Here is a 23967-nt window from a genome sequence, read left to right on the forward strand (position 1 = left end):
CGGGCGCAACTGGATAATATTATTGACCAGCTTTCGACCGAATTGATACGTTCGACCTGGCGGAAAAGACTGCCGTCTGGAGTTCAACGATGACAGCGGAGATCTTCGATCGCGTGGCGCACGGCCGAACGGCCGACGAAGTCGTGCTGCAGATCGAACGGCTCATTCTCGACAGCGTGCTGCGCGTCGGCGACAGGCTGCCGGGCGAGCGGGAATTGTCACGCCGCCTCGCGGTATCGCGGCCAATTCTTCGCGAGGCGTTGAAGGACCTCGAAGCACGCGGATTGCTGGTGACCCGACCTGGCGGGGGAACGCATGTCGCCGACATCATCGGGCAGGTCTTTGCCCGGCCGCTGATCGCGCTCATCGCCAAACACCGCAAGGCGACGCTGGACTATCTCGAATACCGCCGAGAGATCGAAGCGATGACGGCCTCGTTCGCCGCCCGACGTGCCACACCGGCCGACCGCGCGATGCTCACGACGGTAATCGATCGAATGCGTGCGGCTCACGAACGCGGCGACTTTGCCGAGGAAGCCGAACTGGACGTCGAGCTGCACAACGCCGTCGGCGAATGCGCGCACAACATCGTGCTTCTCCACACGCTTCGCTCATGCTACCGGCTGCTCAGCGACGGCGTCTTCTACAATCGCTCGCTGATCTACGGACTGCCCGGCGCACGGGAGAAGCTTCTCCAGCAGCATCTCGCGATCGCACAAGCTGTTGTTTCGGCCGATCCAAATGCGGCCCGCACGGCAGCGGAGGCGCATATCGATTTCGTGACGGCTGCGATGCATGAGGCCGAGCGCACCGGCGATTGGGAGCGTATCGCGCGTCTCAGGCTGCGCCAGCGCACCGGCCCCGTGGCCGGACACGACAGGGACGAAAATACGGAGGCGGCCGAGTGACAGGCGCACAAGAAACAAATGGCTCACCGCCGCATGTCGGCCTTTTCGTCACGTGTCTGGTCGACCTGTTCCGGCCGAGCGTCGGCTTTGCCAGCCTCAAACTGCTGGAAAATGCCGGCTGCAAGGTGGATGTTCCCAACGCGCAGACCTGCTGCGGCCAGCCGGCCTACAACTCGGGTGACCGAAAGGACACGCGCGCGATCGCCGAGCAGGTCATCGAGGCATTCGAAGCGTTCGACTATGTGGTGGCGCCTTCAGGCTCATGCGCCTCGATGCTGCGCAAGCATTACCCCGGCCTTTTCGACGGGGACCCGAAATGGCAGGCGCGCGCGCAGAGCTTTGCCGCCAAGTGCCACGAACTCGTATCCTTTCTGACCGACGTGATGGGCGTTTCGTCCGTCGACGCGCGGCTCGAAGCGTCGGTGACCTATCACGACTCATGCTCGGGGCTGCGCGAACTCGGCGTCAAGGCGCAGCCGAGGGCGCTGCTGGCCTCGATGAACGGCATCCAGCTGAAGGAGATGGGCGACAGCGAAGTGTGCTGCGGGTTCGGCGGGACATTCTGCGTGAAGTATCCCGACATCTCCAACCATATCGTGGGCAAGAAGACCGCCAACATCGAGGCCGCAGAAACGGATCTGCTGCTTGCCGGCGACATGGGATGCCTGATGAACATGGCGGGCAAGCTGCGCCGCCAGGGCGCCGCAACCGAGGTCCGCCACGTCGCGGAGGTGCTGGCCGGGCTGACCGACACACCGCCGATCGCCGGCAGGGCCAAATAGGAACGCGCGATGCAACTTACGTCCCACAAGTTCAAGAGCCATGTGAGCAAGGCGCTGGTCGACGCGCAACTGCAAAAGGCGCTCGGCAATGTCGAGAAGGGTTTCATCGACAAGCGGGCCAAGGCCGCGGGCGCGCTGCCGGAATTCGAGAGCCTGCGCGACAACGCCAAGGCGATCAAGGATCACACGCTCGCCAATCTCGACCTCTACCTGGAAACCTATGAAGCGCGGGTGACTGCGGCGGGCGGAACGGTCCATTGGGCCGAAACGGCGGCCGATGCGCGCAACATCGTGCTCGACATCTGCAAACGGCGTGGCGCGCGCACGGTGACCAAGGGCAAGTCGATGATCACCGAGGAGATCGGACTCAACGATTTTCTCTCGCAGCACGACATCGAGCCGGTGGAGACCGACCTCGGCGAATACATCATTCAATTGCGGGGCGAGCATCCGAGCCACATCATCGCGCCGGCCGTTCACCTCAACAAGGACCAGGTCGAGGGCGATTTCCGGCGCGTGCACACGCATCTGCCCGAGTTCAGGGACCTGACGGAACCAACGGCGCTCCTGTCGGAAGCGCGGGAGGTGCTGCGCCAGCGCTATTTCGAGGCGGATGTCGGGATCACCGGAGCCAACTTCCTCGTTGCCGAGACGGGTTCGTCAGTGATCGTGACCAATGAAGGCAATGGCGACCTCACCCAGACGCTCGGCAAGGTGCATGTCGTCGTTGCGTCGATCGAAAAGATCGTGCCGACGCTTGAGGACACGAGCCAGATTCTGAGGGTGCTCGCCCGATCGGCGACCGGTCAGGACATGTCCGTCTACACCACCTTCTCGACCGGCCCAAAGAGACCCGACGACCCGGACGGGCCGGAGGAATACCACGTCATCCTGCTCGACAACGGGCGCTCATCGATGCTGGGCACCGAATATCAGGACATGCTGCGCTGCATTCGCTGCGGTGCCTGCATGAACCACTGCCCCGTTTACCATGCCGTGGGCGGTCACGCCTACGGGTCGGTCTATCCCGGTCCGATGGGCGCGGTGCTGACCCCCTCGCTCAACGGCATCGACAAGGCCGGACATCTGCCCAATGCCTCGACGTTCTGCGGGCGGTGCGAGGCGGTCTGCCCGATGCGCATTCCGCTGCCGAAGATGATGCGGCACTGGCGCGAGCAGGAATTCGAAAAGCACCTGAGCGCCAGGGCAAGCCGCTACGGCCTTGGCCTTTGGGCCTTCTTCGCCCGCCGGCCAAAGCTCTACAGGGCAGCCGTATCGCTCGCCATGCCGCTGCTTTCACGTCTTGCGGGCAAGCGGCACCGCCTGGGCGCCCTGCCGCTTGCGGGCGGATGGACGGACCACCGCGACCTGCCGGCGCCGGAGGGCCCGACATTCATGCAGCAATACCGAAAACACCAGGCATCGCATCGACCATGACGGCAAAGCACAATATCCTGACCCGCGTGCGCACCGCGCTTGGCTCCCAAGGCGAGGCTGCCGGTCGTCGCGAGGTGGTGGAGGCCCGGCTTTCTGGGGCGCCGCGCGGGATCGTGCCGCAGCGCGGACAATTGCCGCGCAACGAGCGGATTGATCTTTTCCGGGCGCAGGCCGAAAGCGTCAATGCGACGGTCGAGACCGTGGGCGACTACAGCGAATTGCCGCACAGCGTCAGCCGTTATCTGCGCGAGCGCAACCTGCCGGCCGCGATCCGGATGGGTGACGACGCACGGCTCGGCGCGGCGGACTGGCTGAGCGAGCGCACGCTGGAGATCCTCAAGGGGCCCACCGACGGCAGCGACATGGCAGGGCTGAGCCACGCCTTCGCCGCCGTGGCTGAAACGGGAACGCTCGCCCTCACTGCCGGCGGCGACAACCCGACCACGCTGAATTTCCTGCCCGAGTACCACATCGTCGTGATCCATGCGGATGACGTCGAGGGTGACATGGAGAGCATCTGGGACCGCGTGAGGACGCGTTTTGGCAAGGGCGAGATGTCGCGCGTCGTCAACTTCGTGACGGGTCCCTCGCGCTCCGGTGACATCGAGCAGAAGATTCTGCTCGGGGCGCACGGCCCGAGGGCGCTTCACATCGTTGTGGTCGATCCGGCCAAAGACCGGTGACGATCGAACTTTCAGAGGCCCGCGCGCCTCCGGGGATGCGCATCTACGCCATTGGCGACGTTCATGGCTATGCCGACCTCCTACGCGCCATGCATGAGCGCATCGCGGCAGATCTCGCCGCACGACCGGTCGCCGACTGGCGCATCGTCCATGTCGGCGACTATGTCGACCGCGGCCCCGACGCGAAGGGAGTCATCGATTTCCTTCTGAGACGGCTTGCCGAGGATGACCGGATCATCGCTCTGCGCGGCAATCACGATCAGGGCATGATCGACTTCCTGCAGGAGCCCCAGCCAATCAGCGTCTTCGCGCACAATGGCGGCGAGACAACCGCGCGTTCCTATGGCGTGGAACTGGAATTGGCGCCGGGACCCGCGTTCGAGCGAACCGCCCGGCTTTTTCGCGCGGCCGTACCAGCCATTCACGCGCGCTTTCTTGCCGAGCGACCCTTCTCTGCCTCGTTTGGCGATTATTTCTTCTGTCATGCGGGCATCGAACCGGGCGTTGCGCTTTCCAAGCAATCGCCCCGCGCCCTGATGTGGATACGCGACGCATTTCTCGACTGGACCGGCCCGCACCCCAAGATCGTCGTGCACGGTCACACACCTCAGCCCGCGGTCGACTTCAGAGCGAACCGGATCAATATCGACACCGGCGTCTATATCCGCGAGTCCCTGGCGGGGCTGGTGCTCGAAGACGACCGCAGGGACGTCATCACGGTTTCGCGCTGAAACTGCTTCAGGCTGGCGCTCTGAGGGTTGCATTCATCAGCGTGCAATGGCTTGATGTGGCCGATCTTCACAATTCATCCCGCGAGCGCACCCATGCCCGTTTCATTCGAGACGTTGTTGGCCTTCGCCATGGCCAGCTTTCTGCTGATCATCATTCCCGGACCGACCGTCATCACCGTCGTGACGCAGGCCTTCGTCCATGGCCGGCGCGTCGCACTCGCCAGCGTTCTTGGGGTCGGTCTCGGCGATCTGGGCGCGGCAACACTGTCGGTCATCGGCGTTGGCGCACTTCTTGCGACGTCGGCTGCCGTCTTCACGGCGGTGAAGTGGCTGGGTGCCGGCTACCTGATCTATCTCGGCATCCGCATGTGGCGCAGCCGGGCCCCCTCTCCGGCCTTCGATGCCGTCCATGACACCCCATCGGACGCATCCAGCAGCCGGCTGCGGCTGATGCGCGAGGCGTTCCTCGTCACCCTCTTCAATCCAAAGGGAATCATCTTCTTCGTCGCCTTCCTGCCGCAGTTCATCGAGACGAGCCGTGCCTTCGCGCCACAGGCTGCCATGCTTGTCGCGACGTTCGTGCTCATCGCGATGGCCAACATCTACGGCTATATCCTGCTTGCCAACCGCGCCCGCGATGCCATCGCCCGTCCCGGTGTCCTGCGGGTCATCACGCGCTCGGGCGGTGCGATGCTGGTCATGGCGGGCGTGACCACACTGCTGACCAACCGCGCCTGAGACGATCTTCATGGCGCTGCAGAACCGGGTCGATCCCTTCGGCATGATCCATGCATCGCCGGCACGCGGCATGTTCATGGGCAATCGCGGAGGACGGATCCATGAACCGGACAGCCGCCGGTTGACGGCGCGGCGCTGGGCCTCCAAGGCCTGGATCATCTGCCTCCTGGACTTCCATGGACGCAGCCGCACCGTCATGGGGCCCACCGGCTACACCGAACTCTTCTTTCTGGATGAAGCGACTGCCCTTGCCGCCGGCCATCGTCCGTGTTTCGAATGCCAGAGGACAAGAGCAAAGGCTTTTGCCGACGCATTTCGATCAGGCAACGACCTTGATGGCGCGCTTGCCGGCCAGATCGACAGCAGACTGCACTGCGAACGCACAGCGGCCGGCCACGAACCGGCCGCCATTGACGCAAGGGCCGCCGAGAAATTGCCGGATGGGTCAATGATCGGATGCGAACGGGAAACGTATCTGGTGATCGGCGGGCGTTTTCGGCGATGGTCGTTTCATGGCTACGACGATGCAGACGTCCGGCCGACCGGCCTAACCGTCATGCTGACCCCGCCATCCACCGTGGCGGCGCTGCGCGCCGGCTATCATCCGGCGCTGCACGAGACCGCTGTCGTTAGTTGAGACGCTTGGCCATGTAGACCCGGTCCAGGCCCTTTTCGCGTATCCGGTGTGTTTCGCTATAGCCCAGCCGCTGATAGATCGCCTGGTTTTCCGTCATGGCGACGTGCGTGTAGAGGCGGATTTCCGGCAGGTCGCGGTCGATTGCCACAAATTCGGCGAAGGCCATCAGCCGCTTGCCTATGCCCTCGCCCTGCCGGGTCGGATGCACCGCCACGTTGTCGAGCAGAAGATGTCCATCCCCTTCGAGCAGCACGACAAGGCCGGCAAGGCCTTTTTCATCGTGAGCGAGCCAGAGGGCATTTGCGGCGATGTGGGCGGCATAATCGTCCAGCATCGGACCCGGCGGCCTGCCGATGCGCGCGACATAGTGATGGTATGCTGCCTCGACGAGTGCCTCGACGGCGGCGCGGTCCTGCGTGGCGGCCGGCGTTATCTTCAGGTCGATCATCAGCCAAGACTGCAGCCCTGACGCCGTGCGGTCAAATCACGGCGGTCCTTCTTGTCAGTCGGCAGCATCTCGTGCATCCCATTCGCATGCGAGCGAACTTCAAGATGCAGCGTGTATTCGTCGGTGCCGAACTGTCTGAAGGGCAGGCTGTCGAACTCGACAAGGACCAGCTCAACTATCTTTCCAATGTGATGCGCCTTTCCGACGGTGCGGAGCTCCTGGCCTTCAACGGTGCCGACGGCGAATGGCTGGTCCGGCTGTCACAGGCAAGCCGCAAGCGCGGCGCGCTCGTGCCCGTTGAGAAGACACGAACGCAGCCTGCGCCATGCGACCTTCACTATGTCTTCGCGCCCCTGAAACAGGGTCGGCTCGACTATATGGTGCAGAAGGCCGTGGAGATGGGTGCGGGTGTGTTGCAGCCGGTCCTGACCCACCACACACAGGTCACACGCGTAAACCTCGACCGTGTGACCGCCAATGCGCGCGAGGCCGCCGAACAATGCGGCATCCTCAGCCTGCCCACCGTTCGCGAGCCGGTGAAACTCGAACACCTCCTAGCCGACTGGCCCGAGGCCCGCCGCCTGATCTTTTGCGACGAGGCGGACGATACCACAAATCCGCTCGGCATACTGGAAGCTATCGAGGATGCACAGTTGGGCGTACTGATCGGCCCCGAGGGCGGATTTTCGCACGAAGAGCGCGCGATGCTCAACGCTCTGCCCTTCGTCACTGCAATCCCGCTCGGCCCGCGAATCCTGCGCGCCGATACAGCCGCTGTCGCGGCCATGGCGATCGTTCAGGCGACGCTCGGAGACTGGCGCACGGATTAGGGTTTGTCGCGAACAAATAACGTTGACGAGACGTTCAACGATTTTCGCTTGCGCGGCGCGCGCCTTATGGTCCAAGCAACGGGCGAATGAGACGGCCTGCAAACCGACGGGCCATAGCACTATTGTCTTGTCGTTCAAACGCCAGCTCTGCCGTTATCGGTAGGCCGCGCATGAATGGTGAGAAGGCCGACCGGAAACTGCATGGCACGCGACACGACCGATCTCACCCCGATTACCTCCAAGAACGAACTCGTTGCCTATCTCGAAGCCGGCTCGAAGCCGGAAGCGGATTTTCGTATCGGGACGGAACACGAAAAGTTTGCCTTCTTCGTTGGGGACAAGGCCCCTGTTCCCTATGACGGCGAACGCAGCATCAGGGCACTGCTTGAAGGCATGGCCCGGATGCTCGGCTGGGAGCCGATCATGGATGCCGGCCGGATCATCGGGCTCGTCGAACCGACGGGACAAGGCGCGATCTCGCTGGAACCTGGCGGACAGTTCGAGCTTTCCGGCGCACCGCTGGAAACCATCCACCAGACCTGCCGCGAGTCGAACGCCCACCTTGCGCAGCTGCGGGAAATCGCCGAACCGCTGGGCATTCATTTCCTCGGGCTTGGCGGCAGTCCGACATGGTCTCTGGCAGAGACACCCCGCATGCCCAAGTCGCGTTACGAGATCATGACCAACTACATGCCGAAGGTCGGTCGCCAGGGTCTCGACATGATGTATCGGACCTGCACGATCCAGGTAAACCTCGATTTTTCCAGCGAGGCCGACATGGTGCGCAAGATGCGCGTCTCGACCAAGCTGCAGCCTGTCGCGACCGCCCTTTTCGCGAACTCTCCCTTTACCGAAGGCAAGCCGAACGGACTGCTGTCGTGGCGCGGGGACATATGGCGCGACACGGACAACCAGCGGGCCGGTCTGCACGCCTTCATGATGGAAGACGGCTTCGGGTTCGAGCCCTATGTCGATTGGGCGCTGGACGTTCCGATGTACTTCGTGACCCGCGGCGGCAAGTACCACGACTGCACGCATGTGACGTTCCGCCAGTTCATGGATGGAGCTCTCAAGGACGCGCTGCCGGATGGCCTGCCGACGATGGGCGACTGGACCAACCACCTGTCGACCCTCTTTCCTGACGTGCGGCTCAAGCGTTTCCTGGAGATGCGGGGCGCTGACGGCGGGCCTTGGCGCAAGATCTGCGCACTTCCGGCCTTTTGGGTCGGACTTCTCTACAGCCCGGCAGCGCTCGACGCGGCCGACGCTCTCACCCGACACTGGACATTTGCGGACGTCAACGCCCTGCGCGATGCGGTTCCCACCGATGGACTGAATGCATCGGTGGCCGGTCAATCACTGCACCAATTGTGCCGCGACCTTCTGGGCATCGCGCATGAGGGCCTCAGAGACCGCGGACGGCTCAACGAAGACGGCAATGACGAAACGCATTTCCTGGCGCCCCTGGAAGAGATCGTGGCGCGCGGCCAGACGGCAGCTGAGGAAATGCTGGCGCTTTATCACGGGCGCTGGAACGGCTCGGTCGAACCGGTCTTCGACGAGTACGCCTACTAGGCCGCTTGCGCCCGCCAGCGTGAAACGGTCTGACCGCGATCGTTTCGTTCATCCCGTCATCGGCCTATAGTCTTTCCACAGCTCAGCGGGAGGACAGACGATGCTGCCGATCTACGACATGATTCGCCAGGCACAACAGGGCGAGGCCCTGCGCCAGATGGGACGACAGTTCGGTCTGGACGATCGCCAGATGGCCGATGCGATCGCCGCGCTCGCGCCAGCCTTTTCTGCCGGATTGAAACGCAACACCGCCGCGCCTCAGCCGATGGCGGACTTTCTGTCCGCATTGGCAGAGGGACACCATCGCCGGTATTTCGAGGATGTTCAGTCAGCCTTCACGCCGCAAGCGATCAGCGAGGGCAACGGCATCCTGGGGCACCTCTTCGGTTCGAAAGACCTCAGCCGCCAGATCGCCGCCCAGGCCGCGCAGGCGACCGGCATCGGACCGGAGGCGCTGAAGGCGATGCTGCCCGTCGTGGCCAATGTGCTGATGGGTGGCCTTTTCAAACAGGCGATGGGTGAGGCAAGCGAACCATCGGCGTCGGCTCCGCCGCAATCGGGCAACGTCATCGGCGACATCTTGAAGCAGATGATCCGCTATCAGGCGAGTGGACGGACGGACCTGCCTGAAAAACCAAAGCCCTCGCCCTTCCCCAACCCCTTTGCCGAGATGATGGATGCCATGTTCGCCGCGCCACGCGACGCCTCCGATGGGGCACCCGCTGGCAATCCCCGCGCAGGCGATGCAGTGTTCGGACAGATGTTCGAAGCGGGGCGCGAGGTTCAGGCAGGCTATCAGAAGTCGATGGAAGCGATCGTCAACCAGTATCTGGAAGGCATGCAGCGGCATCGGTGATCGAAAAGGGCATGCCCCACGCGGCAGGGCGGCGCAGGGCATGCGAGGGGCGCGATCACAGAGGGCTCGACGATCGCGCCGGGGAAACGCCTGAATGTCAGCCAAGGCGGCGCAGGTGCGACCGCCGCTGCCAGGCCGACCGCGTCAGTTGCGTGGAGGGATCGGCGTACCACGGGGTTGCCAGCGATCGGTCGACGTCTTCACGTGTCAGGCCGATGTCAGCCAGTTGGTCTTCGGTAAAGTCTTCAAGGTTCATGACCTCGCGCCGATTGCGCAGCGCGCGCAGGAGCACCAGAAGACGCACGCCGAGCGCTTTCGCGAAGATCGCGAACGTGATCCGGGCGGGGGCGATATCGAGGTCGGGGCGGGTATCGATCGTCTTCATGGCATTGCTCCTTCGCGCCGGTTTCCATCCGGCGCCGTGACAGAGAGCGTTCAGGCTGGCGAAGGCACGTGCTCTCGTGATGCCTTCCCCCACTTCCCGCCAGCGCGCAGGCTGACGCCCCCGGCGACCTCAAAGGCGACGGGCACGAGCTTTGCGAGACGCATTTCTGCGGAAGTGAACAGGCTGGTGATCGCAGAAATTCATTGATCGTTCCAGCGAATGTTTCTAATGATAAGCATCAATATTCATGATGGTGTTGCCATGCCCGCGCCGCTCGATATCGATCAGCTCAGAACCTTCGCCGCCATTGTCGATGCCGGATCATTCACCCGGGCCGCCGAAAGCGTGCACAAGACGCAATCGGCGGTATCGATGCAGATGCGGCGACTGGAGGAGCGGATCGGCAAACCGCTTTTCGTCAAGGATGGGCGCTCCAACCGGCTCACCGAAGACGGTGAAAAGCTGCTGGTGTATGCGCGGCGCATGTTGCGGCTCAATGAAGAGACGCTGGCGGCGTTCGACGAGAATCGCCTCGAAGGCCTGATACGGATCGGCACGCCAGACGATTATGCCGACCGCTACCTTCCCGAGATCATCGCGCGGTTCGCCAAATCGAACCCGAATGTCGAGCTTTATATCGTGTGCGAGTCTTCAAACGACCTCGGCGAGAAAATGGCGCGCGGTGAACTCGATATCGCGCTTGTCACCCACAATCCGCGGCTTCGTCAGTCGGAGGTGGTGCGGACCGAACCACTCTACTGGGTCACCTCGGCCAGCCACACGGCGCATGAGACGACGCCGCTGCCGCTCGCCGTCGGCCGCCGCAATTGCCAGTGGCGACAGTTGGCCTGCGCCGCGCTCGACTCGGTCGACCGCGAATATCAGATCCTGTTCACGAGTTGGTCCTCGACAGTCGTGGCGTCGGCTGTGCTTGCGGGCCTTGCGGTCTCGTTGCTTCCGGAAGCCGCGCTTCGCCCCGGCATGCGCATTCTTTCGCCCGCCGACGGCTTTCCGCCCCTTGCACCGGCCCAGATCGGCATCATGCGCCGGCCGGGCGTGCCGGCATCGCTGATGAACGCCATCACGCAGCATATCTCCGCCAGCCTCGACAACATCACGCCGATGCCGATCGCGGCAAAGGAAGAGGTCGATCCGGGATACCAACCGCTGCGTAGCGCGCGTCTTCGCCCTGGACACATGATGCCGGGCTGGTGATCGGTCTTGACCGGCCGGCAGCGAACGGGCGCAATGACGCGATGACCGACTTCTTTTCGAGCGATTCGCCGGCGTCCGCGCCGGTCTCCAACATCACCGAATACTCCGTCAGCGAGATTTCCGGCTCCATCAAGCGCACGGTGGAGGACGCGTTCGGCCATGTCCGCATCCGCGGTGAGATTTCCGGCTATCGGGGGCCGCATTCCTCGGGTCACGCCTATTTCGCGATGAAGGACGACCGCGCACGGATCGAGGCGGTGATTTGGCGTGGAGCGTTTTCCAAGCTGAAGTTCAAGCCCGAAGAAGGCATGGAAATGATCGCGACCGGCAAGGTCACGACCTATCCAGGCTCGTCGAAATACCAGATCGTCATTGAGTCACTGGAACCGGCCGGCGCCGGTGCGCTGATGGCATTACTGGAGGAGCGCCGCAAGACGCTGGCCGGTGAAGGCCTGTTCGACGAAGACCGCAAGAAGCCTCTGCCCTTCATGCCGAAAGTGATCGGGGTCGTGACCTCCCCGACCGGCGCCGTGATCCGCGATATCCTGCATCGAATAAGGGACCGGTTTCCGGTGCATGTCGTCGTCTGGCCGGTGCGCGTTCAGGGCGAGACGACCGGCATGGAGGTGGCAAACGCCATTCACGGCTTCAACGCGCTGGCTGTCGACGGCCCGATCGCCCGGCCCGATCTGATCATCGTCGCGCGCGGGGGCGGCAGTCTGGAGGACCTGTGGGGCTTCAATGACGAAGCTGCCGTAAGGGCCGCCGCGGCCTCTGCCATCCCGCTGATTTCAGCCGTTGGCCATGAGACCGACTGGACGCTGATCGACCATGCTGCGGACCGCCGGGCGCCGACACCGACCGGAGCTGCGGAAATGGCCGTGCCCGTCCGCGCAGATCTTGAGGCGGCCCTTGCGCAGTATGGCGCCCGCCTTGCTGGCTGCGTGTCGCGCCATCTCGACCAACGCCGCCAGTCATTGCGGCAGACAGCCCGCGCCCTTCCCTCCATCGACATGCTCTTCGCCCTGCCACGGCGCCGTTTCGACGAAGCGGCGGGCAAACTGGGCCGGGCGCTCGAACTCAACACGCTCAACAAGCGTCGCGCCTTCGAGGCGCGTGCGGCGCAATTGACGCCGGGCGCACTGGAAACCCGGTTGCGGGACAGGGGCCGGCGCGTGCTCGACCTGGCCGTCCGGGCAGAGCGCATCGTCGAGCGCCGGCTCGACCGCGCGGGCGCCGACATGCGGCGCCTTGGTTCGCAATTGACGCTGCGGCCAGCGCAAATCCGGATAGAGCGCGCCCGTGAAACGATCGCCGCGCGCGCGCTGCGCGGCGACCGGGCAATGGAGCGACTCTTCGAAAGACGGCGCAGCCTGATGGGCGAACAGATACGAGTCCTCGCATCCCTCGATTACAAGAACGTGTTGAAGCGCGGTTATGCGATCGTCCGCGATGAAAGCGGCCGTCCTGTCCCCCTCGCCAGCCAGATCGAAGCTGACTCGCCCGTTTCGCTGCAGTTTTCGGACGGAACGATTCAGGCACAGACGCTGGGTGCGGACGGCACGGGCGGCGAAAAAGCCAGACCGAAGCGAGCAAAGCCGAGCAAGCCTGTGCAGGGCTCGCTGTTCTGAAGAACCGGAACGCGGCTTCTGCCATTGCACCTTCCGGCGCACGCGCTACCCTTGCCATGATCCAGCAACATCCGAGTATCGTCCATGATCCCAACCCCCTATCTTCTTTTCCTCGGCGACGCTGCCGATCCTCTGGCAGCCAAGGTGGCGCAAGGCATTCGTGACTGGCGGCCCGACTATGCAGTCGGGCAGTTGAGGCTCGAAGGCTGCAAGGCGGATCTGAAACTCAAGGACATGACGATCGACGAGGCCGTTGCAGCCGGCGTGAAGACAATGGTGGTCGGGGTCGCCAACCGCGGCGGTGTGATCTCCAAATCATGGCTCTCCGTGCTGTCGGAGGCACTTGAGGCCGGGCTCGATCTCGCTTCGGGACTTCACAATCTGCTGCGAGACGAACCGGAGCTGGTGCGGCTGGCTGAAAAGCATGGGCGCACTTTGCACGATGTCCGTGTCCCGACCGTAAAATATCCGATCGCCAATGGCGAAAAGCGCACGGGCAAACGTTGCCTGGCCGTCGGCACCGATTGCTCGGTCGGCAAGATGTACACGGCGCTCGCCATGGAACGGGCGATGGCCAAGCAGGGCATGAAGGCAACGTTCCGCGCCACCGGCCAGACCGGCATACTCATCACGGGCGAAGGCGTGCCGCTCGATGCGGTGATCGCCGACTTCATGGCAGGCAGCATCGAATGGCTGACGCCGGACAATGACGATGATCACTTGGATATCATCGAGGGACAGGGCAGCCTCTTCCATCCCTCGTTCTCAGGCGTCACCCTTGCGCTGATCCACGGCGGCGCCCCGGATGCGCTGGTGCTCTGCCACGAACCGACACGAACGCATATGCGCGGCCTGCCCGGCTATTCGCTGCCCTCGCTGGAAGACCTGCACGACACGGCGCTGGCGATGGCCCGGATTGTCAACCCGGCATGCCGGGTCACCGGCATATCCGTCAACACGGCCGCGCTTGACGATGACGAAGCCCACACGCTGGTCAAGGACATCGAGGCGCGGATGAACCTTCCCACGGTCGATCCCTACCGGCACGGAGCCGAGCGGCTCGTCGAAGCGCTGGCGAGCGGACGGAACTGATGACGCGCCTTGAACTCAGCGCCGATTCCTTCGCGTTGAAAGACGTCTTCACCATCTCTCGCGGATCGCGGACCCATGCGCGGGTGGTGACGGCGCGACTGTCGAGGGACGGTGTCACGGGCCGCGGCGAGTGCGTGCCTTACGCGCGCTATGACGAGACCGTCGACGGCGTGATGGCCAATCTGGAGGGTGTTGCGGATGACATCGCCGCGGGGCGGCTCGATCGCCTCGGCCTGCAGGACCGCCTGCCGGGCGGCGCTGCGCGCAACGCCCTCGACTGCGCCTTCTGGGACCTGGAAGCCAAGATCAGCGGCAAGCCGGTGCATGTTCTGGCTGGCCTTTCGGCGCCGAAACCTGTGACCACCGCCTTCACACTATCGCTGGCCGACGCACAGACCATGCGCGCGAAAGCTGCCGAAAGCGCGGACCGCCCTCTCCTGAAGCTGAAGCTTGGCGGCGAAGGCGACATCGCGCGGCTGGAAGCGGTTCGGGCGGGCGCGCCCGCTTCGACGATCGTGGTCGACGCCAACGAAGCCTGGACCACCGATCTTTACGAGGAGATCGCCCCGCATCTCATCAAGCTCGGCGTGGCCATGGTCGAGCAACCGCTGCCGGCCGGCGCCGATGAGGCACTGGCCGAGATCGCCCGTCCGCTCCCGGTCTGCGCCGACGAGAGTTGCCACGACCGCACCTCGCTCGCCGCACTCAAGGGGCGCTATGACATGGTGAACATCAAGCTCGACAAGACGGGCGGCCTGACCGAGGCGCTAGCCATGAAGCGTGAGGCCCAGGCGGCGGGCTTCTCGATCATGAGCGGTTGCATGGTCGGCTCGTCACTCGCGATGGCACCGGCATTTCTGGTTGCCCAGGACGTTGCCTTCGTCGATCTCGACGGCCCACTGCTGCTGGCCGAGGACCGGGACTGCGCGATCCGATATGACGGCTCGATCATGCATCCACCAGACTCGGATTTGTGGGGTTGAAGCCTGATCCGAGAGTCGATCGAGCGGATCATCCACACATTCGAAATGCTGCGGCGCAATAATTTCGACCGATTAAATCGACAGATGCTTCAAGCTTGAAATTTTCTTGCGACCTTCCTTTACGTTATCTTCATTCGCCACAAAATCCGGCCTGATTCCCGTTGCATTTCGCCGGACTTTGGCGTTTGCTCGTTGCCGGAACGCTGCCAAGCGGCCGTTTTCTCCACCGGAACGACACTGTTCAGGCGTTCAAAAAACACTTCTACCCAACCAAACAGGGGAACGTATCCATGAGGAATCTCAAAACGCTGATGGCAACGACCATGCTCGTGGCCTGCTTCGGTGCTGCAGCCCAGGCAAAGACGCTCGTCTATTGCTCGGAAGGCTCGCCCGAGGGCTTCGATCCGGCACTTTACACGGCCGGTACGACATTCGATGCTTCGGCCCACCCGATCTACAACCGTCTTCTCGAATTCAAGAAGGGCACGACCGAGACCGAGCCGGGCCTTGCAGAGAGCTGGGAAGTCTCGGAAGACGGCCTGGAATACACCTTCACGCTGCGTGAAGGCGTGAAGTTCCACTCCAATGATGCCTTCACGCCGAGCCGCGATTTCAATGCGGACGACGTGGTCTTCTCGTTCGAGCGTCAGTTCGACGAAGAAAACGCCTATAACGCTTATGTTTCCGGCGCGTCTTGGGAATACTACAATTCCATGTCGATGCCGGACCTCGTCGAATCCATCGAGAAGGTGGACGACATGACGGTGAAGTTCACGCTGTCCGAGCCGAATGCACCGTTCCTGGCCAACCTCGCCATGCCCTTCGCTTCGATCATGTCGAAGGAATATGCCGATCAGTTGCAGGAAGCCGGCACGCCCGAGCAGTTGAACCAGGCGCCAATCGGCACCGGCCCGTTCGAGTTTGTCGCCTACCAGACCGACGCGACGATCCGTTACCAGTCGTTCGACGACTATTGGAACGGCGTTGAAGCGATCGACGATCTCGTTTTTGCGATCACGACCGACGCTTCCGTCCGCCAGCAGCGCCTTGTCGCCGGTGAATGCCACGTCATGGCCTATCCGAACCCGGCCGACGTCGCCAGCCTGCAGGAGAACCCGGACCTGACGGTCATGGAGCAGGAAGGCCTCAATGTGGGCTATTTCGCCTACAACACGCAGCAGGAGCCTTTCGACGATCCTGCCGTTCGCCGCGCGCTGAACATGGCGATCAACAAGCAGGCCATCATCGACGCCGTCTATCAGGGCGCCGGCACCGTGGCCAAGGCACCGATCCCGCCGACGATGTGGTCGTACAACGACAATCTCGTCGATGACGAATACGATTCCGAAGCTGCGCAGGCCGCGCTCGAGGAAGCTGGCGTCACCGACCTGTCGATGAAGATCTGGGCGATGCCGGTCTCGCGTCCGTACAACCCGAACGCACGCCGCATGGCCGAGCTCATCCAGGCCGACTTCGACCGCATCGGCGTCGATGTCGAGATCGTGTCCTACGAATGGGGCGAGTATCTGGAACGGTCTTCGGCGGAAGACCGCGATGGTGCCGTTCTGCTCGGCTGGACGGGCGACAACGGTGACCCGGACAACTTCCTCGCCGTCCTGCTCGGCTGCGACGCGGTCGGCGGCGCCAACCGTGCACAGTGGTGCAACGAGGAGTTCGACAAGCTGGTCCAGGATGCCAAGTCGCTGGAATCCCAGGAAGAACGTGCCGAGCTCTACATGCAGGCTCAGGAAATCTTCAAGGAAGAGGCTCCCTGGGCGACCATCGCTCACTCGATCGTCTACGTTCCGATGCAGAGTTCCGTCAGCGGCTTTGTCCAGAGCCCGCTCGGCGACATGACGTTCGACGGCGTCGACATCGCGGAATAGTACGTTTCAACATCAATAAGGGTGCCGGGGGTGACATGCGTCGCCCCCGGTGTTTGCCATGTTTCGCTTCGCACTTTCCCGTCTGGCGCTGATCGTCCCGACCTTCATCGGGGTCTCGATCGTCGCCTTCGCCTTCATCAGGTTGTTGCCTGGCGATCCGATCATGCTGCTCGCCGGCGAGCGGGGAATGAGCGCGGAGCGCTATGCGGAATTGCAGGCCGAGATGGGGTTCGATCGTCCGATCGTGGCCCAGTATTTCGATTATCTGCTCGGCCTCTTCCAAGGTGACCTCGGCACGTCCATCGTGACCAAGCGGCCGGTTCTCGAAGAGTTCTTCACGTTGTTTCCGGCAACGATCGAGCTGGCCTTCTGTGCCATCGTCCTTGCCACGACGATCGGCATACCGCTCGGCGTTCTGGCGGCGGTGAAGCGCGGATCGTGGATCGACCAGACGGTCATGGGAACAGCGCTCGTCGGCTACTCCATGCCGATCTTCTGGTGGGGTCTTCTGCTCATCATCCTGTTCTCCGGCACGCTCGGCTGGACGCCCGTATCCGGTCGAATCTCGCTGATGTATTTCTTTCCTCCCGTTACGGGCTTCATGCTGATCGACAGCCTGCTTTCCGGACAGGAAGGCGCCTTCACGTCGGCACTCAGCCATCTCATTTTGCCGACCGTGGTGCTGGCGACCATTCCGCTGGCCGTCATCGCGCGCCAAACCCGCTCGGCGATGCTTGAGGTGCTTGGCGAGGATTATGTTCGCACGGCGCGCTCCAAGGGCCTTTCGCCGCGCCGCGTCATCGGCCTTCACGCACTTCGCAACGCTATGATTCCGGTCATCACGACTGTGGGCCTTCAGGTGGGCGTTCTCCTGGCGGGTGCGATCCTCACTGAAACAATCTTCTCCTGGCCCGGAATCGGCAAATGGATGGTCGATTCGGTCTTTCGGCGCGACTATGCGGTCGTCCAGGGCGGCCTGCTCCTGATCGCCATCATCATCATGTTCGTCAATCTGATTGTCGACATGCTCTACGGCCTGATCAATCCGCGCATCCGGCACTAGGATTACTCAAATGACACATGTGGAAGCAGACAAGCCGGGCATGCACCAAGAGCCCGACGCGGCGGAGGCGTCGCAGACGACGGCTTCGGCGCCGAAACGACGCAGCGGCCTTGCCGAATTCTGGTACTACTTCAGCCAGAACAAGGGTGCCGTCATCGGTCTTTGTGTTTTCCTCGCCATCATCGCAATCGCATTGCTGGCGCCTGTCCTGGCGCCGCACAGCCCGACGGTCCAGAACCGCGACGCGCTGCTCCTTCCCCCTGCCTGGCAGGATGGCGGCAAGGCAGCATACCTTCTGGGGACCGACCCTGTCGGACGCGACGTGCTCTCGCGGCTGATGTTCGGCGCCCAGTTCTCACTTTTCATCGGGGTCGCGGTGGTCGTGCTGTCGGTCAGTTCGGGCGTCATTCTTGGCCTCATAGCGGGTTTCTTCCGCGGCTGGATCGATACGACGATTATGCGGGTGATGGATGTCATTCTCGCCTTTCCATCCCTGCTCCTCGCTCTCGTTCTGGTGGCGATCCTCGGGCCAGGCCTCGTCAACGCCATGATTGCCATCGCGCTCGTGCTGCAGCCGCATTTCGTCAGATTGACGCGGGCATCGGTCCTGGCCGAAAGCGAGCGTGAATACGTGACCTCGGCACGCGTTGCCGGTGCTAGCCGCTTCCGGCTGATGTTCGTGACGATTCTGCCGAACTGCCTGGCGCCGCTCATCGTTCAGGCGACGCTTTCCTTCTCCAACGCCATCCTCGATGCCGCCGCGCTCGGCTTTCTCGGCATGGGCGCACAGCCACCGACACCGGAGTGGGGCACGATGCTTGCCGAGGCACGCGAGTTCATCCTGCGTGCCTGGTGGGTCGTGACCTTTCCGGGGCTTGCCATCCTCATCACCGTGCTGGCCATCAACCTCATGGGTGACGGCCTGCGTGATGCGCTCGATCCAAAATTGAAGAGGTCGTGATGCCGATCCTCGATATCCAGAATCTCTCCGTCACGTTCGAAACGTCGTCAGGCCCGTTCAAGGCCGTGGACGGGATCACGCTCAGCGTGGACAGCGGTGAAATCCTTTCCATCGTCGGCGAATCCGGGTCCGGAAAATCGGTTTCGATGCTGGCGCTTATGGGCCTCCTGCCCTGGACAGCGACGATTACCGCCGACCGCATGCAGTTCGCCGGGCAGAACCTCGCCACCATGTCGGCACGCCAGAGGCGCAAGATCATCGGCAAGGACATCTCGATGATCTTTCAGGAGCCGATGTCGAGCCTCAATCCGTGTTTCACGGTCGGATTCCAGATCGGTGAGACACTTCGCCAGCATCTCGGCATGGACCGCAAGGCGCGCCGGGCGCGCACGATCGAGCTTCTCGACCTGGTGGGCATACCTGCTCCCGAGGACCGTCTGTCGACCTTTCCCCATCAGTTGTCGGGCGGCATGAGCCAGCGCGTCATGATCGCCATGGCACTGGCCTGCAAGCCAAAACTGCTGATCGCGGACGAACCGACGACCGCGCTCGACGTGACGATCCAGGCACAGATCCTCGACCTCCTCGTCCGACTTCAGAAAGAAACGGACATGGGCCTGATCCTCATCACGCACGACATGGGCGTCGTTGCGGAAACGGCGGAGCGGGTACAGGTGCAGTATGCCGGCCAGAAGGTCGAAGAACAGCACGTGAAGGCTCTTTTCCGCGATCCGCATCACCCCTACACCGCCGCCCTTCTGGCGGCATTGCCCGAGCGCGCACGCGGACGTGACCGGCTGCCGTCCATTCCCGGTGTCGTGCCCGGGCCAAGCGACCGGCCCCCGGCCTGCCTTTTCGAGCCTCGGTGCACCTTTGCCACCGATCTTTGCCGGCAGACAGTGAAGCGGCAGGACGAAGCGCTGGGACAGGCGCTCTGCAACTACCCGCTGGTAGCCGGCAGACCGCAGAATCATCCCAGCCAGTCGCACGCAACGGACGAGACGAGAAAGGAACTGACGTGAGCGATATCGTTCTCGAAGGTCGCGATTTGACGCGCCACTACGAAGTCCGGCGCGGTGCGTTTCGTCCGGCGGCGACCGTGAAGGCGCTGAACGGCGTCAGCTTCAAGCTGAATGCCGGCAAGACCCTGGCTGTCGTCGGTGAATCGGGCTGCGGCAAGTCCACGCTCGCACGGCTCGTGACGATGATCGAATCGCCTACCTCGGGCGAACTGGAGATCGACGGCGAGACGGTGACGAAGAGCTCCAAGGAGTTGCGCCGCAAGATCCAGATCGTCTTCCAGAACCCCTACGGCTCGCTCAATCCTCGCCAGAAGATCGGCGACATCCTGGAAGAGCCGCTCAAGATCAACACGTCGGAAAATGCCAAGGCGCGGCGGGCCAAGGCGCATGAGATGCTCTCCCGCGTCGGCCTTCGCAGCGAGCATTACGAGCGTTATCCGCACATGTTCTCAGGCGGCCAGCGCCAGCGCATCGCGATCGCCCGCGCCCTAATGCTCAACCCGAAGATTCTCGTCCTCGACGAACCCGTCTCCGCGCTCGACGTTTCGATCCAGGCACAGGTGCTCAACATCCTTGCGGATCTTCAGAAGGAATTCGGTCTCGCCTACCTTTTCATCAGCCACGATTTGTCGGTCGTGCGCCATATCGCCGACGAGATCCTGGTCATGTATCTCGGCAAGCCGGTGGAGTTCGGCCAGGCCGAAACGGTCTTCGCCGATCCGCAACATCCCTATACTGCCGCATTGCTTTCCGCCACGCCGATGGCCGATCCCGAGCGCGAGAAGAAGCGCATTCCGCTGACGGGCGAATTGCCCTCGCCGCTCGACCCACCGCCAGGATGTCCGTTCAATCCGCGCTGCTGGCGCGCGGAGGAGAAATGCCGTATCGAGATGCCCAAACTCGAACCGGTCGCCGGCCAGGAAGCCGCCTGCTTTTTCCCGCTCTCCGTCGCAAAGAGCGAGGCAGCCTGACAGCGACCCAGAAAGGGCAGATGAGACATGAAGCGCACGACACTGACGCAGTTCCTGATCGAACAACAACGCAAGGAACAGGCTCTGCCGGCTCAGTTGCGGCTTCTGATCGAAATCGTCGCCCGTGCCTGTAAAGCCATCAGCCACACCGTCAACAAGGGCGCTTTGGGCGGCTATCTCGGATCGCTCGGCACCGAAAACGTGCAAGGTGAGGTCCAGAAGAAACTCGACGTTCTGGCCAATGAAATTCTGATCGAGGCCAATGAATGGGGCGGCCATCTGGCAGCAATGGCGTCGGAGGAAATGGATACGATTCACCGTATCCCGAACCGGTACCCCAAGGGCGAATATCTCCTTGTTTACGATCCGATCGACGGATCGAGCAATATCGACGTCGATCTGTCCGTGGGCACGATCTTTTCCGTCCTTCACGCGCCGGAAGATTCATCCGGGCGAGACGTACGGGAAGAGGACTTCCTGCAGCCCGGCACCCGGCAGGTCGCCGCCGGCTATGCGATCTACGGGCCGCAGACGCTGCTCGTGCTTTCGGTTGGAACCGGGGTCTTCGAATTCACGCTCGATCGTGAGATGGGGTCCTGGGTCATGAGCGACGAGCGCTTGACGGTTCCCGAAGGCCAGAAGGAATTCGCCATCAACATGTCGAACTACCGCCACTGGGCCCCGCCCATGCGGCGCTACGTCGACGAATGCCTTGCCGGCAAGAACGGACCACGCGGCGTGAACTTCAACATGCGCTGGACGGGGTCGATGGTTGCCGACATCCACCGGATCCTGAAACGCGGTGGGGTGTTCATGTATCCCTGGGATGATCGCAAGCCGGACATGCCAGGGAAGCTGCGCCTGATGTACGAAGCCAATCCCATGGGCTACCTCATGGAGCAGGCCGGTGGCATGGCCGTTGCCGGCCATGAGCGCATTCTGGATGTCGCCCCGAGCAAGCTGCATCAGCGCGTCAGCGTCATCATGGGATCGCGCGACGAAGTCGAGGTCATCGCCGCGTATCACCGCGACGCCGCCAGTTCACAGCAGACAGCCTGAAATGCACGACGATCTTGCCATGCGGGCACGCGAACTCTCCTACACGCTGGTAGGCTGGCCGAGTGTGACTGGCTCGAAGGACGAAGCGGCCTTTGCCCCTCGCCTCCTCGATCTCCTCAGCGCGCTCCCCTATTTCAAGGACCACCCGGAAGACCTCATGCTGGTGCCTGTTCCGGGCGATCCTAACGGTCGGGCAAGCGTGCTTGCACTGGTGCGAGGCACGGGGCGCCGGACGGTGGCGCTTGCCGGGCACTTCGATGTAGTGCCGATCGACGACTACACCGACCTTGCCCCGCTCGCCGGATCGCCCGACGCTCTGCGCGAAGCGCTGATCGAACGCCTGAAAACCACCGGCAGCCATCCGCAGGCGCTCCACGATCTCGAGAGTGGCGCCTTTCTGCCCGGACGTGGGATGCTCGACATGAAATCCGGCGTGGCGGCCGGTATCGCCGTGCTTGAAGCATTCAGCCGCGAGGAAGCGCGCGAGGGGAATGTGCTCCTGATTGCAACGCCCGACGAGGAAGAAAACTCCTGTGGCATGCGCTCGATTTCGGCGATGCTTAGAGCCTTTCTGGCCGAGCGCGGGCTCGATGTGCCGCTTGCGATCAACCTCGACGCCACCTGCGACACGGGCGACGGGCAGAATGGCCGCGTCGTCACTATGGGTTCCATCGGCAAACTCCTCATCAGTGCCTATGTGGTCGGCAAGGACGCGCACGCCTGCTATCCCTTCGACGGTGTCAACAGCGCTTATCTCGCCGCCGAGCTCGCCGTCGAGTTCGAATGCGCGCCCGAGCTTGGCGAAGTTACCCGCGGTGAAGTCGCCTCGCCGCCGAGCACGCTCGCGCTGAAGGACAACAAGGACTGCTACAACGTCACGACACCGGGACGCAGCTGGCTGTTCTGGAATGTGCTCGCCTATCAGCGGACCCCGATCGCCATCTTCGAGACGGCACGCATGCTTGCCGAGCGCGCCGTCTCCCGCGCGCGTCAGCGCATGGCCGAGCGCGCGGCGGCACTGGGCGCCTCAATCAGCCCGACGCCCGTGTGGAACGACATCCGGGTGCTCTCCTTCGCCGAGTTAATGGGCATGGCAGGCCGGCAGCCGGGCCTTATTGCCGCCTTTGCACAACGGGCCGATGCGCTCGCCGCAACATCGCTCGACCTGCCGGAGCGATCGCGGCAGCTGACGGAATTCCTCGTCGACGGCGTCGGCATCGACGGAGCTGCGGTCGTTATCGGCAACGCCTCCATGCCCTACCCGGCCATCACATGGCCGGCCACGCGGCAAGGCGAAGAGACGGCTCGCCTGATCGAGGCCGGCGTGGCGCCGGTCCGTGAGCGCGAAGGCATCAGCATCGAGCGCAGGGCGTTCTTTCCGGCAATATCAGATATGAGCTTCCTCGGGCCGCGCGACGGTGCCGGACTGGCGGTGACGGCAGAGAACTCACCCTTGTGGGGGACAGGCATCGATCTCGACGCGAATGAAGCCGGCGCTGCGATTCCCGTGATCAATATCGGTCCGTGGGGCCGCGACTACCACCACTGGCTGGAACGGACGCATGTCGACTATACGTTCCGCGTGCTCCCAGCGCTTGTGCAATCAGTCATCCGCAGCGTGATCGGCGGTGAGACCGATCGTTGAAGAACGAAAAAAGCCCGGCTGAGCCGGGCTTTATCTTACTCCGTATGTCTAGGTCTTCAGTTGACCGCGTCCTTCAGGCCCTTGCCGGCCGAGAACTTCGGAACGTTGCGGGCCGGGATGTCGACCTCGGCGCCCGTCGAAGGGTTGCGGCCCTTGGAGGCTTCACGGCGTGAAACGGAGAAGTTGCCGAAGCCGATGAGACGAACGTCGCCGCCGCCCTTGAGTTCGCCGGTGATCACTTCGAAGACGGCCTCAACAGCGGAACCGGCTTCGGTCTTCGCCATGCCGGTCTTTTCGGCGACAGCAGCAACGAGTTCATTCTTGTTCATGTTTCCACCCCTTTCAAATCGGTATGAAACAGTTGGTTGAAAATCGTCCGGCATCCTTCTCCAGACGCCTGGCAATCGCAAGCCAATTGCACGGAAAAGC

General features: G+C 63.0%; 24 protein-coding genes. 21 read left to right on the top strand and 3 right to left on the bottom strand.

Annotation, left to right across the window (positions count from 1 at the left end; all coding sequences use genetic code 11):
- Window positions 1–89 precede the first annotated feature (89 nt).
- The 7 genes from CN673_RS10315 to CN673_RS10345 all read left to right on the top strand — a co-directional run bounded on the left by CN673_RS10315 (window position 90) and on the right by CN673_RS10345 (window position 5916).
- A complete protein-coding gene (locus CN673_RS10315; protein ID WP_099866207.1) occupies window positions 90–908 on the top strand; it encodes a FadR/GntR family transcriptional regulator in 819 nt (272 codons plus the stop codon).
- A complete protein-coding gene (locus tag CN673_RS10320; protein ID WP_099866208.1) occupies window positions 905–1690 on the top strand; it encodes a (Fe-S)-binding protein in 786 nt (261 codons plus the stop codon). The genes CN673_RS10315 and CN673_RS10320 overlap by 4 nt, the downstream gene beginning before the upstream one ends.
- A 9-nt stretch (window positions 1691–1699) precedes the next feature.
- Window positions 1700–3127, top strand: coding sequence for a LutB/LldF family L-lactate oxidation iron-sulfur protein (locus tag CN673_RS10325; RefSeq protein WP_099866209.1), 1428 nt, complete (start codon window positions 1700–1702; stop codon window positions 3125–3127).
- Window positions 3124–3810 (top strand): LutC/YkgG family protein, encoded by a 687-nt coding sequence (locus CN673_RS10330; RefSeq protein ID WP_099866210.1) that lies wholly within the window; start codon window positions 3124–3126, stop codon window positions 3808–3810. The genes CN673_RS10325 and CN673_RS10330 overlap by 4 nt, the downstream gene beginning before the upstream one ends.
- Window positions 3807–4541: a metallophosphoesterase family protein gene (locus CN673_RS10335; RefSeq protein ID WP_245409853.1), complete on the top strand. Its 735-nt coding sequence runs from the start codon at window positions 3807–3809 to the stop codon at window positions 4539–4541. Before CN673_RS10330 ends, CN673_RS10335 begins: the two co-directional genes overlap by 4 nt.
- Window positions 4542–4634: 93 nt before the next feature.
- Window positions 4635–5279, top strand: a complete 645-nt coding sequence (locus CN673_RS10340) for a LysE family translocator (RefSeq protein WP_099866439.1) — start codon at window positions 4635–4637, stop codon at window positions 5277–5279.
- A 10-nt stretch (window positions 5280–5289) separates the two neighbouring features.
- A complete protein-coding gene (locus tag CN673_RS10345) occupies window positions 5290–5916 on the top strand; it encodes a hypothetical protein (RefSeq protein ID WP_099866211.1) in 627 nt (208 codons plus the stop codon).
- On the opposite strand, the gene CN673_RS10350 is transcribed toward CN673_RS10345, so the two are convergent.
- Window positions 5909–6364 carry a GNAT family N-acetyltransferase gene (locus tag CN673_RS10350; RefSeq protein ID WP_099866212.1) on the bottom strand — a complete coding sequence of 152 codons (456 nt, stop codon included), beginning with the start codon at window positions 6362–6364 and terminating at the stop codon, window positions 5909–5911. The two genes, CN673_RS10345 and CN673_RS10350, sit on opposite strands and share 8 nt — an antisense overlap.
- Window positions 6365–6450: 86 nt before the next feature.
- Between CN673_RS10350 and CN673_RS10355 the strand changes: the two genes are divergently transcribed.
- From CN673_RS10355 to CN673_RS10365, 3 genes are all read left to right on the top strand, one after another.
- Entirely contained in the window at window positions 6451–7194 is a 744-nt protein-coding gene (locus tag CN673_RS10355) for a 16S rRNA (uracil(1498)-N(3))-methyltransferase (RefSeq protein WP_099866213.1), read from the top strand.
- 201 nt (window positions 7195–7395) lie between these two features.
- The gene (locus tag CN673_RS10360; protein WP_099866214.1) at window positions 7396–8769 is read left to right on the top strand and encodes a glutamate--cysteine ligase; all 1374 of its coding nucleotides are present in this window, start codon (window positions 7396–7398) and stop codon (window positions 8767–8769) included.
- A 100-nt stretch (window positions 8770–8869) separates the two neighbouring features.
- Complete coding sequence (locus CN673_RS10365) at window positions 8870–9625, top strand: DUF937 domain-containing protein (protein ID WP_099866215.1); 756 nt, start codon at window positions 8870–8872, stop codon at window positions 9623–9625.
- A 97-nt stretch (window positions 9626–9722) separates the two neighbouring features.
- On the opposite strand, the gene CN673_RS10370 is transcribed toward CN673_RS10365, so the two are convergent.
- Window positions 9723–10010 (bottom strand): YjiS-like domain-containing protein, encoded by a 288-nt coding sequence (locus tag CN673_RS10370; protein ID WP_099866216.1) that lies wholly within the window; start codon window positions 10008–10010, stop codon window positions 9723–9725.
- Between the two features lie 261 nt (window positions 10011–10271).
- Here CN673_RS10370 and CN673_RS10375 point away from each other — a divergent pair, with 261 nt between their 5' ends.
- From CN673_RS10375 to CN673_RS10425, 11 genes are all read left to right on the top strand, one after another.
- A complete protein-coding gene (locus tag CN673_RS10375; RefSeq protein WP_099866440.1) occupies window positions 10272–11225 on the top strand; it encodes a LysR substrate-binding domain-containing protein in 954 nt (317 codons plus the stop codon).
- 41 nt (window positions 11226–11266) lie between these two features.
- Window positions 11267–12856 carry an exodeoxyribonuclease VII large subunit gene (xseA, locus tag CN673_RS10380; RefSeq protein ID WP_099866441.1) on the top strand — a complete coding sequence of 530 codons (1590 nt, stop codon included), beginning with the start codon at window positions 11267–11269 and terminating at the stop codon, window positions 12854–12856.
- Between the two features lie 84 nt (window positions 12857–12940).
- Window positions 12941–13948, top strand: a complete 1008-nt coding sequence (gene dgcN, locus CN673_RS10385; RefSeq protein WP_099866217.1) for an N-acetyltransferase DgcN — start codon at window positions 12941–12943, stop codon at window positions 13946–13948.
- Window positions 13945–14931, top strand: coding sequence for an N-acetyl-D-Glu racemase DgcA (gene dgcA / locus CN673_RS10390; protein WP_370853031.1), 987 nt, complete (start codon window positions 13945–13947; stop codon window positions 14929–14931). The genes dgcN and dgcA overlap by 4 nt, the downstream gene beginning before the upstream one ends.
- A gap of 290 nt (window positions 14932–15221) precedes the next feature.
- A complete protein-coding gene (locus CN673_RS10395) occupies window positions 15222–16817 on the top strand; it encodes an ABC transporter substrate-binding protein (protein WP_099866442.1) in 1596 nt (531 codons plus the stop codon).
- A 58-nt stretch (window positions 16818–16875) separates the two neighbouring features.
- Window positions 16876–17880 (top strand): ABC transporter permease subunit, encoded by a 1005-nt coding sequence (locus CN673_RS10400; protein ID WP_099866443.1) that lies wholly within the window; start codon window positions 16876–16878, stop codon window positions 17878–17880.
- Window positions 17881–17920: 40 nt separating this feature from the next.
- Window positions 17921–18841, top strand: a complete 921-nt coding sequence (locus CN673_RS10405; RefSeq protein ID WP_099866444.1) for an ABC transporter permease subunit — start codon at window positions 17921–17923, stop codon at window positions 18839–18841.
- Window positions 18841–19863: an ABC transporter ATP-binding protein gene (locus CN673_RS10410; RefSeq protein ID WP_099866219.1), complete on the top strand. Its 1023-nt coding sequence runs from the start codon at window positions 18841–18843 to the stop codon at window positions 19861–19863. The genes CN673_RS10405 and CN673_RS10410 overlap by 1 nt, the downstream gene beginning before the upstream one ends.
- Window positions 19860–20834: a peptide ABC transporter ATP-binding protein gene (locus CN673_RS10415; protein ID WP_099866220.1), complete on the top strand. Its 975-nt coding sequence runs from the start codon at window positions 19860–19862 to the stop codon at window positions 20832–20834. The genes CN673_RS10410 and CN673_RS10415 overlap by 4 nt, the downstream gene beginning before the upstream one ends.
- Window positions 20835–20861: 27 nt before the next feature.
- On the top strand, window positions 20862–21893 hold the full coding sequence (locus tag CN673_RS10420; protein WP_099866221.1) for a class 1 fructose-bisphosphatase: 1032 nt from the start codon (window positions 20862–20864) through the stop codon (window positions 21891–21893).
- A gap of 1 nt (window position 21894) precedes the next feature.
- Window positions 21895–23538: a M20/M25/M40 family metallo-hydrolase gene (locus CN673_RS10425; protein ID WP_157928868.1), complete on the top strand. Its 1644-nt coding sequence runs from the start codon at window positions 21895–21897 to the stop codon at window positions 23536–23538.
- A gap of 56 nt (window positions 23539–23594) precedes the next feature.
- Here CN673_RS10425 and hupB read toward each other — a convergent pair whose 3' ends face one another.
- Complete coding sequence (gene hupB / locus CN673_RS10430) at window positions 23595–23867, bottom strand: DNA-binding protein HupB (RefSeq protein WP_099866223.1); 273 nt, start codon at window positions 23865–23867, stop codon at window positions 23595–23597.
- Window positions 23868–23967: the final 100 nt, after the last annotated feature.

The organism is Neopararhizobium haloflavum, from assembly GCF_002750855.1.
In the GTDB taxonomy this organism is placed as follows: Bacteria; Pseudomonadota; Alphaproteobacteria; order Rhizobiales; family Rhizobiaceae; genus Georhizobium; species Georhizobium haloflavum.